Source organism: Celeribacter naphthalenivorans, from assembly GCF_020524585.1.
GTDB classification, from domain to species: domain Bacteria; phylum Pseudomonadota; class Alphaproteobacteria; order Rhodobacterales; family Rhodobacteraceae; genus Celeribacter; species Celeribacter naphthalenivorans.
In genome coordinates this window covers 65968-83538 of the sequence record NZ_JAIVLK010000007.1, presented here as the reverse complement: position 1 = coordinate 83538, position 17571 = coordinate 65968, and the positions used below count along the sequence as shown (strand labels likewise).

General features: G+C 59.4%; 16 protein-coding genes and 1 riboswitch. Of the genes, 5 read left to right on the top strand and 11 right to left on the bottom strand.

Annotation, left to right across the window (positions count from 1 at the left end):
- Positions 1-27: 27 nt before the first annotated feature.
- Positions 28-1062, bottom strand: coding sequence for an ABC transporter substrate-binding protein (locus LC094_RS15595; RefSeq protein WP_226553721.1), 1035 nt, complete (start codon positions 1060-1062; stop codon positions 28-30).
- 128 nt (positions 1063-1190) lie between these two features.
- Positions 1191-1381, bottom strand: a riboswitch (cobalamin riboswitch).
- 468 nt (positions 1382-1849) lie between these two features.
- On the opposite strand from LC094_RS15595, the gene LC094_RS15590 reads away from it, so the two are divergent.
- Positions 1850-2179, top strand: coding sequence for a DUF2322 family protein (locus LC094_RS15590; RefSeq protein ID WP_226553720.1), 330 nt, complete (start codon positions 1850-1852; stop codon positions 2177-2179).
- A gap of 121 nt (positions 2180-2300) precedes the next feature.
- On the opposite strand, the gene LC094_RS21715 is transcribed toward LC094_RS15590, so the two are convergent.
- A complete protein-coding gene (locus LC094_RS21715) occupies positions 2301-2522 on the bottom strand; it encodes a helix-turn-helix domain-containing protein (protein WP_226553955.1) in 222 nt (73 codons plus the stop codon).
- Positions 2523-2559: 37 nt separating this feature from the next.
- Between LC094_RS21715 and LC094_RS15580 the strand changes: the two genes are divergently transcribed.
- Both LC094_RS15580 and LC094_RS15575 read left to right on the top strand, forming a co-directional pair.
- Complete coding sequence (locus LC094_RS15580; RefSeq protein WP_226553719.1) at positions 2560-2979, top strand: nitrilase-related carbon-nitrogen hydrolase; 420 nt, start codon at positions 2560-2562, stop codon at positions 2977-2979.
- A 36-nt stretch (positions 2980-3015) separates the two neighbouring features.
- Positions 3016-3360 (top strand): RidA family protein, encoded by a 345-nt coding sequence (locus LC094_RS15575; RefSeq protein ID WP_226553718.1) that lies wholly within the window; start codon positions 3016-3018, stop codon positions 3358-3360.
- A gap of 170 nt (positions 3361-3530) precedes the next feature.
- Here LC094_RS15575 and LC094_RS15570 read toward each other — a convergent pair whose 3' ends face one another.
- The 9 genes from LC094_RS15570 to LC094_RS15530 all read right to left on the bottom strand — a co-directional run bounded on the left by LC094_RS15570 (position 3531) and on the right by LC094_RS15530 (position 13376).
- Entirely contained in the window at positions 3531-4358 is an 828-nt protein-coding gene (locus tag LC094_RS15570) for a carbohydrate ABC transporter permease (RefSeq protein WP_226553717.1), read from the bottom strand.
- Positions 4355-5239 carry a carbohydrate ABC transporter permease gene (locus tag LC094_RS15565; protein ID WP_226553716.1) on the bottom strand — a complete coding sequence of 295 codons (885 nt, stop codon included), beginning with the start codon at positions 5237-5239 and terminating at the stop codon, positions 4355-4357. The genes LC094_RS15570 and LC094_RS15565 overlap by 4 nt, the downstream gene beginning before the upstream one ends.
- Positions 5240-5314: 75 nt before the next feature.
- Complete coding sequence (locus tag LC094_RS15560; protein WP_226553715.1) at positions 5315-6589, bottom strand: extracellular solute-binding protein; 1275 nt, start codon at positions 6587-6589, stop codon at positions 5315-5317.
- Positions 6590-6678: 89 nt separating this feature from the next.
- Entirely contained in the window at positions 6679-7764 is a 1086-nt protein-coding gene (locus tag LC094_RS15555; RefSeq protein ID WP_226553714.1) for an ABC transporter ATP-binding protein, read from the bottom strand.
- A gap of 66 nt (positions 7765-7830) precedes the next feature.
- The gene (arfA, locus tag LC094_RS15550) at positions 7831-9348 is read right to left on the bottom strand and encodes an arabinosylfuranosidase ArfA (protein WP_226553713.1); all 1518 of its coding nucleotides are present in this window, start codon (positions 9346-9348) and stop codon (positions 7831-7833) included.
- A gap of 132 nt (positions 9349-9480) precedes the next feature.
- Positions 9481-10410 carry a LysR family transcriptional regulator gene (locus tag LC094_RS15545; protein ID WP_226553712.1) on the bottom strand — a complete coding sequence of 310 codons (930 nt, stop codon included), beginning with the start codon at positions 10408-10410 and terminating at the stop codon, positions 9481-9483.
- Positions 10411-10607: 197 nt separating this feature from the next.
- Positions 10608-11855 (bottom strand): TRAP transporter large permease, encoded by a 1248-nt coding sequence (locus LC094_RS15540; protein WP_226553711.1) that lies wholly within the window; start codon positions 11853-11855, stop codon positions 10608-10610.
- Complete coding sequence (locus LC094_RS15535; RefSeq protein ID WP_226553710.1) at positions 11852-12361, bottom strand: TRAP transporter small permease; 510 nt, start codon at positions 12359-12361, stop codon at positions 11852-11854. The genes LC094_RS15540 and LC094_RS15535 overlap by 4 nt, the downstream gene beginning before the upstream one ends.
- Positions 12362-12395: 34 nt before the next feature.
- A complete protein-coding gene (locus LC094_RS15530) occupies positions 12396-13376 on the bottom strand; it encodes a TRAP transporter substrate-binding protein (RefSeq protein ID WP_226553709.1) in 981 nt (326 codons plus the stop codon).
- A gap of 429 nt (positions 13377-13805) precedes the next feature.
- On the opposite strand from LC094_RS15530, the gene LC094_RS15525 reads away from it, so the two are divergent.
- Together LC094_RS15525 and LC094_RS15520 are read left to right on the top strand one after the other, a co-directional pair.
- Positions 13806-15599 carry a sigma-54-dependent Fis family transcriptional regulator gene (locus tag LC094_RS15525; RefSeq protein ID WP_226553708.1) on the top strand — a complete coding sequence of 598 codons (1794 nt, stop codon included), beginning with the start codon at positions 13806-13808 and terminating at the stop codon, positions 15597-15599.
- Positions 15600-15740: 141 nt separating this feature from the next.
- Complete coding sequence (locus LC094_RS15520) at positions 15741-17540, top strand: NAD(P)/FAD-dependent oxidoreductase (RefSeq protein WP_226553707.1); 1800 nt, start codon at positions 15741-15743, stop codon at positions 17538-17540.
- Positions 17541-17571: the final 31 nt, after the last annotated feature.

Genomic DNA, 17571 nt, shown 5'->3' with positions numbered 1-17571 from the left:
TGTGGATGCGAGACTGCATTGATGGGCTCAGCGATCGCCCTGATAGGTCATGCCCGGCTTATAGGGCAGTCCCTGAAAGTCTTCGATCCAACGGCGCATCGCCTCTTCCGGGTCGATATCTTCAAACAGATCCGGGTGAGCCCATTTGGCGATCTGAAGCGCCCCGGTGATCTTCGACGAGCCTCCCGCGAGATAGTAGTTGATCACGTGGACATTTCCGGTCTCTGCCGCTGGCGTCGACAAGACATCTTCCCGGTCGATCAGCTCCGACCACGTGGCCGCGTACTGCTCTTCCGGGATGGTCGTGTATGATCCCGGCTCAAGTTTCACGATCAATTCTGGGGCCCGCTCCACGAGCTCTTCCGGGTCGATCGTAAAGGCATTCGGGTTCCCGCGGGACGCCGCTTCCTCTTCGATCATGATATCGCCAAAGATATTCTCGCCACCGCCGGCACGGATCATATCATGCCAACCGGACCCCGGCGTGACGGTGACCAGCGGACGCTTTTCCTCGACATAGACCCGCACCGGCTCGACGCCGTCCAGCCGCTCTTTTAGCAGGTCTTGATAGCCCACGTAGTACTCTATCAGGTCACTTGCTTGCTCTTCCTGACCGAACAGATGGCCCATCAGTTCGACGTTCTCGACATGCTTCAGCGTATCCCACGCAGTCATGACCAGAACCGGGATGCCAAACGGCTCGAGTTGCCGGGCGGCTTCTTCATAGACGCCATTGCGCGGCATGATGACCAGATCGGGATTCTTAGCGATAATCGCTTCGTAGTTGGGCTCGCTTTGGCCTTGGCCCACGACATCCTGTTCGCTGAACTCAGGCCAGTAATCTGGATCTCTATACGTGCTGGCACCGGTCCCAACCACTTGGTCGATGGCGCCGACAGCGCGGGCGAACTCGACGGAATAGCGGTTAAAGATGACCGCTCTTTCGACCGGCAGATCGACGTCTACCTCGCGGCCAACGTCGTCAGTAATCGTTTCGGCCCAAAGCGACGAAGACAGAGCCATTGAAAGGGACACGGCGGCCAGAACAGGTTTGAAAAACATTTATACCTCGACTTGCTGAATTGCCCGAGGTGACGGGATAGGCAGGTCGATCTGATGCGCACCGGAACGATACATCGTCCGGCAAGTCTTGCCCAGTCATAGCTGTCTCCTCGCCGAACACCTCGTCGGCAGTTGCGTTCACCATGGCAGGTCTCCTGGCTTGCGGCTCAAACGTTCAACGATCCCTTCCCGGCAACAACCAGTGGCATGATCGCGAACTCACCGCCTACAGTTGCGAGGGCAGCCGCAGCCTGGGAGATATCCCGTCCTGCGTTCCCTTTTCATCCGCGAATGCGGAACCGTGGCGCAGCATCCTTTTCACATCCCTCGGGTTTACACAAGTGCGACCGCGGACCATTGCGACATGGGTGTTCGTCGGACCTAAATTTGAATCTGAAGAGTGTCTCCCTACGCTTAGATCCGAAAACGGCTGCTCTGTCTCCAGCAGCGTGAAAATCCCAAAAAAATACGCCGACTTTCTCAACTGTATCCGCCCAAACGCCCTCTCGGCCAAGCGCCGGATTTGGCGTGAGAAACGACTGCACTGAGCCCAATTCCGCCAATGTTGCGCGGCCGTGAGGCGGAGATGATCCAAAACGTTGATGCCCTTTGTGGTCATTCGCAGGGGTGGCGTGGCTCCATTTTCCCGAAACTGACACGCGTAGCAAGATGAGCGCTAACGGTGCCGATGTGCTGATGCCATGTGCAACGGCGCCTTTGCGGCCTTGGCGTCGCTTCCATTCTTTTGTTATGAGCTTTTCGGAATAGCGATTGAAAGGACAGCCCAATGATTCAGCCCGTTGCTTCGTTTAAGGAGAACCTTCAAAATCTGCCATCCATTGACGGGATCGAGAGATTAGAGTTGGTGAATGCGACAAGCGATGTGGTCGCGTCCATTGAGAACCAACCGGGCAAGCAAGGGTCCTTGGCAGTCTACCAATACCTGCTCGCGACATTTGGAGTACTAAATGCCGAAGCTGCGGCACATGGACTGGCAGTTTTTGCGGAACATACCGAGGACGCGCGGAACCGGCCCGGCGCGCATCCGAACATTGACCGCCTTTTCGAAATACAAGGCGGCGGTGCGCCATTGACCATGCGGCTCGTCGCAAAGTAACCGCCTTGGCTGCTACAATGTAAGAACTGGCTCTCGCTGCGCCGCAGTTCCCCTGACCGGAACTTGGTGGAAACGTGCCGCATCGTCTGTCAGCGTGATGCCCGCTCTGCATAGGGTTGCGTCACCTCTGGGTCGAGGCGTTGGCCCGGTAGTCCGACGGCGTTTGCCCGAAGTGCTTTTTAAATGAGCGCGAGAAACTCTGAAAGTTTGTGATGCCCCGCGCATAGGCGATGTTTGTGACGGATCGCCCGGCGCATTGCGGGCTGGCGAGATCCGCCGCGATGCGGTTCAGGCGGGCATTTGCGATCTCTCGTGAGATCGAGCTTTGATCCGAATGGAATATCTTATTTAAAGCGTTTTTTCATTTAATCTGAATCAGATTGAGCGAAAAACGTTACGACACTGCATTGTACACGCAAAACGAGCAGATCCATATCGGCGCTTGGCCGAGTTTTTCCCTCTACGAAGGCGGCGCCTATGCGCTCGGGCCGGAGGTGAACCTGTCTGCAAGCCGGATGTATGCCGTCGAGGGGCAATGTTTCGTTGTCGCGCCCTGCGCCATCGTTTCGGACGAGATGATCGACGTGATGTGCGACACGCCGATCAAACAGCAGCTTCTGAAAAAAGGTGGCGGATATGCACGTATCTTTGCGCCGGATGGCTCGCCCATGGGCACCAATCTCGCGCCCGATGAAGAGGGGCACGGTCGACCATCGCGACCTCCTCATGTCCTCGCAGGAGCGCGCCAACTTTCTCACCCCTTGTGTTTCGGGCTGCAACAGCGGCCGCGTCACGCTTGACCTTTAATGCACCTTTTCGAAAATAGGACCTCCTCCATGACTATGTCCCCACCTCTCAGCAAATTCCGCCAGGCCGGCGATACCTTCTATCTCTCGGGTGAACTCGGCTTCACGCCCGAAGGAGGGCTGGCCGAGGGCGTCGCGCTTCAAACCCGTGTCATCATCGAACGCATCACTGAAACACTGGCCGGTTTGGATCTGGGTTTGGCCGACGTCGTGACGGCAACCTGCTATCTCGCGCAGGCAGAAGATTTCGCCGCCTTCAACGAGGTCTACGCCGAGATGTTTCCCTCTCCCTACCCTGCGCGGACCACAGTCGAATCCCGCCTTATGCTCGAAGATGCAAAGGTCGAGATTACCGTGGTTGCTGTCAAAGGCTGAGGTGTTTGCGCCATTCTCAGCAAACCATCTCATCACCCGCTGGCGCTCTTCGCGCCGCGGGTCCTTCGCCTGCATGCGCGCAGGACAAAAAGAATATCAATGAAACCTTCCAAGGCCATTCCGTTCTCCTGTCGCATCACCCGATAGAATGGCCCGAACGTTGCCAGAGATCACCCTTTGACACCCGCGGAGATCATCACCGCTTCGGTCACGCGTTTTTGGAAGATCATGTAGCCAATGATCACAGGCGCGGCGGCCAGAAGCGCAAGGGCCATCATACGCGCATAGGCGACACCAAAGCTGTCGTTGACCTGCGTGATGCCGACCGGGATCGTCATCATACCTTCGCTCGTGGCAATGAGGAACGGCCAGAAAAAGTTATTCCATGCGGAAATAAAGGTGATGATTGCCAAAGCCGCTGTGATGCCCCAGTTGAGCGGAAGGTAGAGTTTGAACAACAGCGTAAACTCGCCGCCACCGTCGAGCAAAACCGCCTCCCGCATCTCTTTCGGGATCGCATCGAAGAACTGTTTGTAGACGATCACCACCACGGGCACGATCAACTGCGGCAAGATGATCCCCCACCATGTGTTCACCAGCCCCAGATCATTCATCAGAACAAACTGCGCCACGTAAAGCGCAGGGACGGGAACCATGAAACTGGCCACCACCAAAAGGTAAAGCGCACGTCGCCCGGGGAATTTCAGCTGCGAAAGCGCATAGGCGCACATCATGCCGGTCACCAAAACGATCACCGTCGTGATAAGCGAGGTGCCCACCGAATTGAGATACCAGATCGGCAATTTCGAATTCGAGAGCACCGAGATATAGGCGGAGAAATTCAGCTCATCGATCAAAAGCCCCGCCCCGTCGGACACGATCCGGTTCTCGCTGCGCAGAGACGTGGTCAGCGCCCAGTAGAGCGGAAAGATCCAGATCAGCGCCGCGATGAGGACGATGGCGGTAAAGGCGATGTTGCGGGCACGTTTGGCGGTCATTTGCGGCCTCGGATACGCAGAAGTTGAAATTGCAGGATCGAGACGATCACGATCACGAGGAAAAGCACCATGGCGATGGCGGAGGCATAGCCGCCGTTGTTCAGTTGGAACGCCTCGCGATACATCTGCATCAGCACGACATAGGACTGGTTGAACGGCCCGCCGTTGGACAAGAGATAGACCTGATCGAAGAGCTTGAGCTGCAAGATCAGCTGAAGCGTCAACACAAGAGACACCACAGGCCAGAGAAGCGGCCAGGTCACGCGCCAAAACCGCTGCCACGGGGTGGCCCCGTCCAAAGAGGCGGCCTCGTAGAGATCGGCAGGAATGTTGCGAAGCCCGGCGATCATCAAAAGCACGTTGAACCCATTGGTCCACCAGACTGTCACCACGGCGATCATCGGCATCACCCAGGTCGGGTTCTTGAACACGGGCACGGGTTTGCCGGTGATCGCGGCAATGAGCGGTTGCAGCACGCCGAATTGAAAGTCGAGCATCCATGCCCAGATCATGGTGACAACGGAGACGGGAAGCACATAGGGCAGGAAAAACAACGTCAGCACAAGCGCCTGCACGCGGCCCTTGAGCTTGCTCACCGAGAGCGCGATCAAAAGCGCGATCACGGTCGTCGGGATAACGGTCAGCAGCACGAAGTAAAAGTTGTTCCAGAGCGAGGTGTAGAACAGCCGATCACCGAACAGCTTGGTATAATTGGCCAAACCCACCCAGTTGCCCTCACCAATCAAAGGCGCATCGGTAAAGCTGAGCGCGACGACTTTATAGGTCGGATAGAGAAAAAAGACCGCAAAGATGAACACGAAGGGCAGCACCAATAGGGCGGCTGCGCGCAACTCGCGGTTTCGTCTGTTCGCCTGTGACATCAGGGACTCCCTTGCGGTCTCTCGGTAGCTTCGGGCCGGAAACGGGGTGTCGCACCGGCCCGAAAAGTGGGTGGATCAATCGATCAAAGATTGCAGCTGAGCCTTCATCTCGGCGGCGGCGTCTTCGGCGCTGAGAAACCCGTGCACCGCAGGCGCAATCAGGTTGTCGACGGCGTCATAGACCGGGGAGGCCACACCCGCGATCGAAGAGCGCGGATCAAAGGCCGCATTGTCGGCCAGCGACGCGTAGGTCGCATTCGGCTCAAGCGCTGCATATTCCGCACTGTCCACGGTCGGCTTATAGGCCGGGATGTGACCCGCATCGGCCCAGGCCAACGAATGCTCCTGCATCCAGCCGATCACGGTCATCACGGCGCTGCGTTCTTCGTCCGTCATGTTGGGGTTCTGCGGGATGGCAAAGGCATGGCTGTCGGCCCAGGTCGCGGGCTGATCCATCATCTGCGGCACTTCATTCGCGGACCAGTCAAACCCAAGCGAGCCATCCGCTGCGGAATCCTTAAACGTCGGCACTTCCCAGACGCCATTGATATGAATCACCGCCTTTTGCCCGGAAAACAGCGCCACCGAGGCCTCGTAGGCGGCTTGCTCCGGGATCAGCCCCTCAGATCGCCAATCCGCCAGCGTCTGGATTGCGGTCACGGCCTTGTCCATATTGTCGCCCGCAAGCACTTCGCCGTCGGTGATCAGCTCACCGTCCTGTTGGCGCAGCAAGGTGTAGAACATCCGCCAAGTGCCTCCGCCACCCTCGCTCTGAAAGCTGAGCGGGTCGGAAAAACCTTCGCCCTTGGCCCATTGCAAGAGCGCGGTCATGTCTTCGATGGAGGAAATGCCGGTCAGATTGCCGTTCTCGTCAAGCCAGTCGGTGCCCTCGAGCGCGGTCTTGTTGTAAAATGCCACGACCGCATGAATGTCAAAAGGAACAGCCATCAGTTGACCATCATCGGTCGACGCTGCCTCAATGGCCGCAGGAAAGAAGTCCTCTTTCGTCAAACCCGCAGTCTCGAGATCCTGCGCCGAGATCGGGGACAGCACGTTTTCCTCAAGCGCGAGCGGAAGGCGCGACAGGTGGTATGTCATGATGTCCGGTCCCTGCCCCACAGCCGTGGCGGTGCGGACCTTTGTGTAGAACGGCAACCCCCACTCAAGCGTCGTGCCGCTCACCTGAATGTCGGGATGTTCGGCGTTGAATTCGTCGATCAGCGCCTGCATCCGCACACCGTCGCCGCCCGCGAGAAAGTCCCACCATTCCAGTTTCACCTGCGCGAGAGCAGGCGTGGCAAGCCCAAGGCTAAGCGCCGTGGCCGTCGCAAGTTTCGTCATCAGTTTCATTTTGGTCTCCTCCTCCATTGTGTCTTTTGATCTGTCCTTGCCGACCCGTCAGCCCCCTCCTCAAGGCACGTTCGGGCCTGCGGACAGCCTTACCGGAGACGGTCTCCGGCCTCGTCGAAAACGAACATGCGCGCGGCATCAGGCATCACGGTCTGGACCGTGCCGTGCATCCCGTGGCGCGCACCTGTTTGTTGAAAGATCACGGGTTCGCCACCTTCGAGCGTGCCGTGTTGATAAGAGACGCCGCCAAGTTCTTCGGCCACGTCCACCGTCACACGCAGCCCCACACCCTCGGTGATCGAAATATGTTCTGGCCGCATCCCAAGTGAGACGGGCGTCCCCACGGCGGGCCGCTCGGTCAGGGCGATGTCGAACCGCGCATCGGGCTGGCTCGTGAGTTCGGCCGTAATGCCGCCGGACGTCTGCGCCACAACCTTTGCATCGAGAAAGTTCATCGACGGCGAGCCGATGAAGCCTGCGACAAAACGATTGGACGGATCGTCGTAGAGATCGAGCGGCGCGCCCGACTGTTGGACATGACCGCCTTGCAACACGAAAATCGTATCCGCGAGCGTCATGGCCTCCACCTGATCATGGGTGACGTAAATCATCGTTGCACCGAGTTTCTGGTGCAGCCGCGCCAGTTCGAGCCGCATCTGGACCCGCAATTCCGCGTCTAGGTTGGACAGCGGTTCGTCAAAGAGAAACACCTCCGGCGCCCGCACGATGGCGCGACCGATGGCGACGCGCTGACGCTGCCCCCCCGAAAGCTGGGAGGGCTTTTTGTCGAGATGATCGGTGAGTTGCAGAATGGCCGCGGCCTCCTGCACCTTGTCCTTGACCTCCGCCTTGGGCCGTTTGGCAAGACGCAGGCTGAAGGCCATATTTTCAAAGACAGACAGATGCGGGTACAGCGCGTAGGATTGGAACACCATCGCGACGCCCCGATCGGCGGGATCTGCATGGGTCACATCCCGCTCCCCGATGGAAATCGACCCGCCAGACGTGTCCTCAAGCCCCGCAATCATCCGCAGAAGCGTCGACTTGCCACATCCCGAGGGTCCGACAAAGACGGCGAATTCGCCACGCTTCACCTGCATATCGACACCCTTGATGACATCGACCATGCCGAAGCTCTTTTTCACCGCATCCAGATGAACACCGGTCCCCTGCATGTCTGTCCTCCCTGTCTCGCCTGTCATTCTACCTCCGGGCCTCCTCCTGACCGTCTTTTGTCCATGTCACCCGACCGCAAGCCGGATCACACTGTAGGAGAACGCCGGGAGACGTCCGGTCAACTCACCGCCATCGACCGAAAGTTTGTCCCCCTTGCGCGGGATGACCAGATCGGGCTGATCGGCGGTGTTGGCGATGCGTGCTTTCGATGCGTCGCCGCCCATCACCTGATGGTCGATCACCGTCAGATCGCCAAAGCCATGGAGCGCCATGTTCACATCCATCTCCTCTTCGAGATGACGGTTGATCGCAAAGACGGTAATGCTTTTGCCATCCGGGGCCAGCACTGCGGCCACATCGAGATAGTTGACGTCCTGCGCCACATGGGCGTTGTACTGCGGGCTGTCGACGGCAACATTGAGCGCCGTGCCACGACCATAAAGGCTCGCGAACTGATAGGGGTAGTAGATCGTCGTGGCCCAGGCCGGGCCGCCGGTTTTCGTACGGATCGGCGCGATCACGTTCACCAGCTGCGCGATGCAGGCGATTTTCACGCGATCCGAACGGCGGATGAACTCATTGAGCAGGCCGCCGACAAAGATCGCGTCTTCGAGGTTGTAATCCTCTTCCAAAAGCGCGGGCGCTTCTGGCCAGTCCCAGCTGTGCCAGTTCTTCGAGTCTTCCTCGCGGTTGTGATACCAGACGTTCCATTCGTCGAAACAGATATAGATGTCGTTCTTGGCGCGTTTCTTCGCCTTAACGTAATCGATAACCCCGCCGATAGATTGGATATACCGGCCCGTCTCTTCGATCTTCGCAAAATAGTTGAGCGTATCGCGGCTCGAATTGCCGAAATATTTGTGCAGCGAAATGTAATCGACATTCTCATAGCACTCTTCGAGCACCTGACGTTCCCAATCGGGATAGCTCGGCATCTCATCATTGGAGGAGCCGCAGACCACTGTCTCGATGCCGCCACCAAAGGCTTTGACCGCTTTCGAGGTCTCATCGGCAAGCCGTCCGTATTCTTTGGCCTCCATGTGGCCGATCTGCCAGGGGCCGTCCATTTCATTGCCAAGACACCACATCTTGACCCCATAGGGATCGGCAACGCCGTGGGACCGGCGCAGATCGCTCCAGTAGGTGCCTGACGGGTGGTTGCAATATTCGACAAAGTTGCGTGCGTCTTCGATGCCGCGCGTGCCAAGATTTACGGCCAGCATCATCTCGATGCCTGCATCCTTGGCCCAGACCGCGAAATCATTGATGCCCACCTGGTTCGTCTCTTTCGACCTCCAGGCAAGATCGAGCCGCACAGGCCGGTCCTCACGCGGGCCGATGCCGTCCTCCCACTTGTAGGCGGAGACAAAGTTGCCGCCAGGATAGCGAATGGCGGGAATGTTGAGCCCGCGCACCAGTTCGAGCACATCTTGGCGGAACCCGTGCGCATTGGCCGTTGGGTGGTCTGGCTCGTAAATCCCGCCGTAGATCGCGCGGCCCATATGTTCGATAAATGCGGCATAAAGTCGGTCGTCAATACGTGCGATGGTGAAATCGCGATGGATTGTGACAGTGCTTTTCATGTCCCCTCCCGGTACGAATCTTGTGCAATTTTTGCTTAGGAGGACGCTAACCGGGTATCCAGTTAACAGAAATTTACTTTTTTGAATATCGCGTTGACAGAATTGGTAACCCTTTTAAGGGAGGCTTGTCTTTCATTGAGCGGAGAGACGCTGTGTGACCAATTTTCTCAGACGATTTGCAGCGGCAGACATCAACCGGTCGCGCGGATAGAGCACATAGTAGGGCTCGATTATGATCGGTTTTTTCGTTTCCAAAAGGTCGAGACCGGCATTGTAGGGCGGCGATAGCAAAAGATCCGCAACCTCTTGCGTGACGACCGCGATCACATCCGAGTCACGCAAAAGCGCCATGATGGCGACGACCGAAGCCGTTTTGATGACGTTGTCCGGGAGCTCAAGCCCCTCATTATGAAACGCCAGCTCAAGGGCATGATGGATCGGCGCGCCGCGATCCTGCATCGTCCAGAAGGCGTCTCGCATCGCGGCAAGGCTAACCGGCCCCTGTGCGGTCAGCGGATGCCCTTTGCGCACCATCAAAAGCACTCTCTCACTCCATGCCGGAGTGATGTCAAAGGCGCCGGCATGTTCATGGACCCCGACGCGGCTGAGTGTAAAATCGAACTGGCCTCGTTCCAGCCCGTCCATCAATTGCGCCGAAGGTGCGATCTCCAGTGAAACGTCGATCTGAGGCGCGTCTCGTTTCAACTCAAGGATGGCGGGGATCAGAATGGCCAGCGCCCCACCTGTCACAGCACCGACGCGCACCGTGCCGCTGAAGCCTTCGAGATGCGTATTGAATTCGGACTCCATCAAGTCGAGATCATGAACGACCTTACGCGCATGCCGCACGATCACATCGCCAGCGGGTGTGGTGACCATGCCTTTCGGTTGCCGCGTAAACAGAGCCGTTTCGAGATGCGCCTCCAGATCGGCCAACATGCGCGACGCGGCGGGCGTCGTCATGCCACAGGCATCGGCCGCCAACCGCAATTTCCCATTTTGCGCAATCGCTGCGATCAAACGCAATTGCACAGGCCGCAAAGAACGTAGGTAATGCCCCATCCGAACTGTCCTCCCTCATATTCCGACCCGCATGGACAGCTGCAGGTCAGGAATACTGTCACAGTGTGGCTATACCAGCTTCACCAAACACCCATCAATCTCGTCACGCATCGCCGCGCCCCGAATGTGGCCAGAAACTGTTCCGCCGTGACAAACCTATCGCGCGCGCCACATCGAGGGGTGCGGCAGAGCTGGCCTCAGATCAGGATCGGTACGAAGGCGATCATGAGATACACAAGCAACAGCATCCCGAGATAGGGCAGAACCGCGCGGGCGATGCGTTCGATCGGCAGCCGCGCCGTTGTGGAGGCGACAAAGAGGTTGATCGCAACCGGCGGCGTGACCATACCAATGGCCAGGCCGACCACGATGATGATGCCGAAATGCACGGTGCTCAGACCGAGCTGCGCCGCGAGAGGCAGGAGCATCGGGGTCAGGATGATCAGGGCAGAGGCGGTTTCAAGGAACACCCCCGCCACGAGGATCACCGCCATCACCAGAAGCAACAGCACATAGGTATTGGAGGACAAGGACAGTGCCGCAGAGGCGATCTGGTTCGGCACCTGCCAGCTTGACAGCGTCCAGCTCAGGATCGAGGAGGCCGCAATCACAAACATGATGACGGAGGTGGTGACGCCTGCACGGATGATGATGCGATAAAGCTGTTTCAGGGTCAGGTCGCGGTAGATGAAAAGTGACACGAGGATGGCATAATCCACCGCAATCACGGCGGCTTCGGACGGGGTGAAAATGCCCGAAAATATCCCGCCGAGAATGATCAGCGGCGCCATCAGCCCCCAGCTGGCCGAAATAAAGGTGCGGCCAATGGTTTTCAGGTTGAACGCGGTCCCGCGCGGATAGGCGCGGCGGTGGCCTTGAATGAGCGCAATAAAGATCAGCCCCACGCCCATGGCGATGCCGGGGATAAAACCGTTCAGAAACAACTCTCGCACGGATTCCTGCGCGATCACAGCATAGATGATCATCGGCACGGACGGCGGGATCACCACGCCGATGGTGCCCGCTGCGGCAATGAGCGAGGCGGCCGACGCCGGATCATAGCCTTTGCGTTTCAGTTCCGGCACGAGGCTGGCGCCCACGGCGGCGGTTGTCGCCGCACCGGAGCCCGAGATTGCGGCAAAGAACATGCCTGCGAGCACGGAGACGATAGAGAGCCCGCCTTTGATAAAGCCGAACATGCTGTCGGCAAAGGCCACAAGGCGTTTGGAAATTTCGCCCTGCGCCATGACATCGCCCGCCAGAACGAACATCGGCACGGCGACAAGCGCGAAAGAGTTGATGCCGGAGAACATCTGTTGCGGCACAACCATCAAAGGCACGCCGGAGAGGTTAAGCGCGCTCATGGTCGCCGCGCCGATCACGATGGCGACCGGAATGCCCAACAGCAGGAAAAGAGCGAAAAGGCCGGCAAGCACGAGGCTCATTGTACTGTCTCCTGAGCCGCATTCTGATCGACATCCCTGTCGATTTCACTATGGGCCTCTCGCATCGGCTGTCCGGCCAAAAGCCGGATCAGGTCGATCACCGACAACCCCGCCATGACCAGCGCGGCAAAGGGCATGACGGCATAGACATAGGTCATGCTGAGCCGCAATGAGGGCGATTTTTGAAAACTCTGCATGTTCATATATTGCCAGCCGATTTTGGCCAGCGTCAGGAGGAACACGATCGTGACCAGAACCGCCGCGCCGGAGACGATCCGGCGCAACGCGGGCGGCAGGTTGTCACGCAGAACCGTGACCGCGATATGCCGCCCCTGTTGATAGGCCAGCGCAGCGCCGAGAAAGGTGATCCAGATCAGCAGAAATCTTGCGACCTCTTCCGTCCAGCCCACCGAGGTGAAGAACACTCGCGACACGATCTGAAGCGTGATCACCGCCGTCAGTCCCGCCATACCCGCGAAAACCACGGGTTTGAGGAGTGTCCCCACCAATCTGTCCAGCCACGCCAGCCCTTTGAGCATCTTACTTCAGCGCCTCTTGGATGCGCGGCAGATAGTCGCCGAATTTCTCGCCGTATTTGTCATAGACCGGCTGCACAGCGGCGGAGAAGGCTGCGAGGTCCGCATCTTCGACCACATTCATGCCCGCGTCTTTGAGGGCGGCCAGTTGCTCTTCTTCAAGCTCGGCGTTGAGCGCGCGCTCGTATTCCGCCGCCTCTTGTGCCGCGGCTGCGATGATGTCCTGCGTCTCTTCAGAGAGCTGGTTCCATTTCGGCATGCCCATCACAAAGAGCGCCGGCGCGTAGGTGTGGCGCGTCATGGTCATGTTGGTCTGGGTTTCGTTCAGCTTGAAGGAATAGACCACACCGACCGGGTTTTCCTGGCCGTCGATGGTGTTTTGCTGCATGCCGGTCAGGGCCTCGGTCCAGGCCATCGGGATCGCGTCGGCCCCCAGCTCACGGAAGCTGTCGATATAGACCGGGTTTTCCATCACGCGGATGCGCAGCCCGTCGAGATCGGCAGGCGTGTTCACCGGGCGCTTCGAATTGGTCAGGTTGCGGAACCCGCGCTCGGCATAGGCGAGACCTTTGAGGTTGACCTCTTCGAGGCGACCCAAAAGCTCCTGGCCGATTTCCCCATCAAGGACGCTGTAGGCCGCTTCGGGAGAGGGGAAGAGGAACGGCAGTTCGAAAACGGCGATATCTTCGAGGAAGTTCGCGACAGGACCGTTGGTGATCACGCCCATGTCAACCGTGCCGATTTGCATGCCTTCGAGCAAAGTGCGCTCGTCGCCCAGCGTGGCGTTCGGGAAAATCTCGACGGTGATCGCGCCATCGGAGCGCTCGGAGACCAGTTCCTGAAACTTCACGGCGGCGGTGTGATAGGCGTCCTGTTCGTTGACCACATGCGCCAGACGCAGGGTGACGGGATCAATATCCGCCATGGCCGGAAGCGCAGTAAGAGTTGCCGCAGCGAATGCTGCCGCTTTGATAAAGGATGTCATAGATGTCCTCCCAGACAAGTAAAAGAAGAGCGCCCGCCAGCGCCCGTTGCAAGACCCACTCCGACGCGCCCGTCTGGCGTCACTTGATGCAGTTCGAAGGCCCTCGTGAAGACCTGCGGAAAAGCATTTAGCTGCGGAAAACGGCGCCGGATTGCAGATTTATTGCGCATATGGCGGAAAAAAGCGTCAAGATGCAAGCCAACATCACGTTTGCCGGAGCGCGTCACATCCCCTGTGCCTTTTCAAACAAATCTCTGCCACGGGAGTTTCAGGCAAAGGTTTGGCCCAATCGCTGAGAGAGACGCTGGTGCAATCCAGCCCGCTGCGCACGGGATCTTCGACCATTGTCCCCTCTGGGTTTGCGCGCATCCTGTGCTACACTCCCGCCGGGAGGCGACGCGCCACGCAAGGCGCGTCATGATAAAAGCCATGAAACACGCACGCCATGTCGAAGAGATCGGGCAGGTGCTCGAGGGCGGCCAGACCGGGCGGGACAGTATTGTCTCGGCCTCCTGGCGGCGCTGTGTCGAGGTCTATGGCATGGACCCGATGCGCACCGATCCGGCGCATATCGTCACAGAGACCGAGTTGCGCGATCACCGCAAACAGGCCGAATGGATGATCGCGGCGGCACGCTCTGGGCTGCAATCTCTGTTTCGTCAGGTCGCCGGCCAAAACTACGTGCTGCTGCTGACAAATGCCGAGGGTGTCTGCGTCGATTACTTCGGCGACGACCTGTTCACCGAGGACCTGCGCAGCGCCGGGCTTTATCTCGGTTCCAACTGGTCCGAAGATCTCGCCGGAACCTGCGGCGTTGGCGCCTGTATCGTCACGCAAGAACCGGTGACCGTGCATCAGGACGACCATTTCGGCAATGCCCATGTGGCGCTGTCCTGCACGGCCGCGCCGATCTTTGACAGTCTCGGACAATTGGCCGCCGTGCTCGACATTTCACTTCTGCGCTCCCCCACCCCCAAAAGCAGCCAAAATCTGGCGATGAGCCTCGTCACCTCCGCCGCGCGCCGCGTCGAAATGGCCAATCTGATGGCCGAAAGCCCGCGTGACTGGGTGTTGCGCCTGTCGTCCAGCCCGGAATTCCTGGATGTCGATCCTGAGGCCGCCGTGCGGCTGGACGGCTCGGGGCGGGTGCTGGGCTATACCCGCGCGGCGCGGCGGTTGTTCCCCGAAACGGGGCAAATTCTCGGACGTCGGATCGACGAGGTTCTGAGCGTAAGCGTCGATGATCTGCCGGATCTGATGCGCGACCGCCCCACCGAAGAGCGGGTGATCGAGATGCGTGACGGCGGAGCGCTGTTCGGCCATGCCATCGCGCCCAAGGCCCCGCATCAGACCCGCCACGGGGCACGCCAGACTGGGACATTGGCCGGGTCACAAAAAGGCGCCCTGAGTGGAACACTCGGTGGTGCGCTGGCCGGGCTGACCGGCGGCGACCCGAATATGGCCCGTCTTTTGGAACAGGCCGAACGGCTGGCCCCCTCCACAGTTCCGCTTTTGATCACCGGCGAGACCGGCACCGGAAAAACCAAACTCGCCCGCGCGATCCATATGATGAGCAAAGCGCAAGGGTTCATGAGCCTCGAATGCGCCACACTGCGTCCCGAGGACATCGCCGATCTCTGTCTCGACTCGGTGAGCCTGACGACGCTTTTGCTGCGCCGGATCGAGGAGTTGAGCGAAGAGACCGCCATCGCCCTGAGCGGATTGCTCGACCGCAGGCCCGATTTGCGCACACTTTCGACAAGCTGTCTCGATCCGGCCCGCATTGCCTTGCCCCGCACGCTGTTTCACCGTTTGGCGGGCTGCAATCTCACCGTGCCCCCGCTCCGGATGCGGCGCGATCTCGACTGGCTGATGTCGCGCCATCTGCGGCGCCACACCGCCGAAACGATCCGCCTGTCGCCCTCGGCGCGGGCCGAATTGATGGGACGCACTTGGCCTGGCAACATCCGTGAGCTTGAACAGGTGCTCGACACCGCCGCCGCGCTCTGCGTCGGCACGGTGATCGACCTGCCCGATCTGCCCCATCCGGTCGTGGCCGCCCCTGTCGACGGGTCGCCCGCCTCGACAAACCCATGGGACTCGCTGGAGCAGGTTCTGGTCGCCTGCGACTGGAACATGGCCCGCGCTGCGCGCCGTTTCGGGGTCAACCGCTCGACCATCCTGCGCCGGATGCGGGCCGCCGGGTTGCGCCCGCCCGAGTGAGATGTTGCGCGGGCGTTGCGCGCGCAACATGCTGCGCTGCAACGATTGCTTTTCTGTCACCCATGGCCATCGCGCACGTAGATCGCCGCAATTTTCGCACCCCATACTCCTTCTGAACACACGCACAGAGGAGGAGTTGCGATGCTCGACAGTTCAACCACCACCCAAACTCAGGAGCTTCTGGACAGCCTGAACGCCGCATTGGAGGGCGGCGATATCGACCGCGCCGCGGGGCTGTTCGCGACCGACAGCTATTGGCGCGATCTCGTTGCGGTCAGCTGGAACCTGAAGACGGTCGAAGGCCCCGAGGGCGTGGCGGATATGCTGCGCAGCCAGCTTGACCACACCCGCCCGGGCAAGTTCGAGATTCAGTCAGGCGAGATGCCCGCCGAGGAGGACGGCGTCATCACGGCCTGGCTCACATTCGAAACCGCGACCGGGCGTGGTTGGGGGTTGATGCGGATGCGCGACGGTCGGATCTGGACGTTGCTGACCGCCTTGCAAGAGCTCAAGGGGTTCGAGGAAAACCGGGGCAAACGCCGCCCGATGGGCGCGGAGCATGGCGCCCAAAAGAACCGCAGCTCATGGAAAGAACGCCGCGAGGCGGAGGAGGCCGATCTGGGCTATGGCACCCAGCCCTATGTCGTCATCATCGGCGGCGGTCAGGGCGGCATCGCGCTTGGTGCACGGCTGCGTCAATTGGGCGTCCCGGCCATCGTGCTGGACAAACATGACCGCCCCGGCGACCAATGGCGCTCGCGCTACAAGTCGCTCTGCCTGCACGATCCGATCTGGTACGACCACCTGCCCTACATCAAGTTCCCCGACAACTGGCCGGTGTTCACACCCAAGGACAAGGTTGGCGACTGGCTGGAGATGTACACCAAGGTCATGGAGATCAATTACTGGTCCCGCTCTGAAGTCCAGAAAGCGAACTATGACGAGGCCTCAGGCACTTGGGAGGTCAAGGTCAACCGCGACGGCGAAGAGGTCACGCTGCGCCCCACCCAGCTTGTGCTTGCCACGGGCATGTCGGGCAAACCGAACATGCCGCAATTTCCCGGCATGGAGCGCTTCAAGGGGACGATCCAGCATTCCTCGCAGCATGAGGGACCCGATGCCTGGGCCGGCAAAAAGGTCGTCGTCATCGGTTCGAACAACTCCGCGCATGACATCTGTGCCGCGCTCTGGGAGGGCGATGCCGATGTGACGATGGTCCAACGCTCCTCGACCCATATCGTGCGCTCAGACAGTCTGATGGAGATCGGCCTCGGTGCGCTTTATTCCGAAGAGGCGATCGCCAACGGGGTGACAACCGAAAAGGCCGACATGATTTTTGCCTCCCTGCCCTACAAGATCATGCATGAATTCCAGATCCCGCTCTACGACCAGATGCGCGAACGCGACGCGGAGTTCTACAAGGGTCTGGAAAACGCCGGCTTCGATCTCGACTGGGGCGATGACGGGTCGGGCCTGTTCATGAAATACCTGCGACGCGGCTCCGGCTATTACATCGACGTGGGCGCCAGCCAGTTGATCATCGACGGAGAGGTCAAACTCGCCAAAGGCGGCGTCGATCATTTCGAGGAAGACGCGGTCGTTTTGACCGATGGCACCCGCTTGCCCGCCGATCTGGTGGTGTTGGCCACCGGGTTCGGGTCGATGAACGGCTGGGCCGCGGATCTGATCAGCCCGGAGGTCGCGGATAAGATCGGCAAGGTCTGGGGCCTCGGTTCTGACACTACCAAGGACCCCGGTCCGTGGGAAGGCGAACAGCGCAACATGTGGAAACCGACCCAACAGGAACACCTTTGGTTCATGGGCGGCAACCTGCACCAATCGCGCCACTATTCGCTCTACCTCGCCCTGCAATTGAAAGCCCGTCTGGAGGGGATCGAGACCCCCGTTTACGGCCTTCAGGAGGTGCATCACCTGTCGTGATGCGCATCGCGCGCCCGGGCTTTCTTCCCGG

Coding starts and splice junctions, on each gene's coding strand:
- LC094_RS15525 (WP_226553708.1), top strand. CDS start 13,806: ATGAAACACGCACGCCATGTCGAAGAGATCGGGCAGGTGCTCGAGGGC.
- LC094_RS15555 (WP_226553714.1), bottom strand. CDS start 7,764: ATGCAGGGGACCGGTGTTCATCTGGATGCGGTGAAAAAGAGCTTCGGC.
- LC094_RS15530 (WP_226553709.1), bottom strand. CDS start 13,376: ATGACATCCTTTATCAAAGCGGCAGCATTCGCTGCGGCAACTCTTACT.
- LC094_RS15575 (WP_226553718.1), top strand. CDS start 3,016: ATGACTATGTCCCCACCTCTCAGCAAATTCCGCCAGGCCGGCGATACC.
- LC094_RS15570 (WP_226553717.1), bottom strand. CDS start 4,358: ATGACCGCCAAACGTGCCCGCAACATCGCCTTTACCGCCATCGTCCTC.
- LC094_RS15520 (WP_226553707.1), top strand. CDS start 15,741: ATGCTCGACAGTTCAACCACCACCCAAACTCAGGAGCTTCTGGACAGC.
- LC094_RS15545 (WP_226553712.1), bottom strand. CDS start 10,410: ATGGGGCATTACCTACGTTCTTTGCGGCCTGTGCAATTGCGTTTGATC.
- LC094_RS15595 (WP_226553721.1), bottom strand. CDS start 1,062: ATGTTTTTCAAACCTGTTCTGGCCGCCGTGTCCCTTTCAATGGCTCTG.
- LC094_RS15540 (WP_226553711.1), bottom strand. CDS start 11,855: ATGAGCCTCGTGCTTGCCGGCCTTTTCGCTCTTTTCCTGCTGTTGGGC.
- arfA (WP_226553713.1), bottom strand. CDS start 9,348: ATGAAAAGCACTGTCACAATCCATCGCGATTTCACCATCGCACGTATT.
- LC094_RS15560 (WP_226553715.1), bottom strand. CDS start 6,589: ATGAAACTGATGACGAAACTTGCGACGGCCACGGCGCTTAGCCTTGGG.
- LC094_RS15565 (WP_226553716.1), bottom strand. CDS start 5,239: ATGTCACAGGCGAACAGACGAAACCGCGAGTTGCGCGCAGCCGCCCTA.
- LC094_RS15590 (WP_226553720.1), top strand. CDS start 1,850: ATGATTCAGCCCGTTGCTTCGTTTAAGGAGAACCTTCAAAATCTGCCA.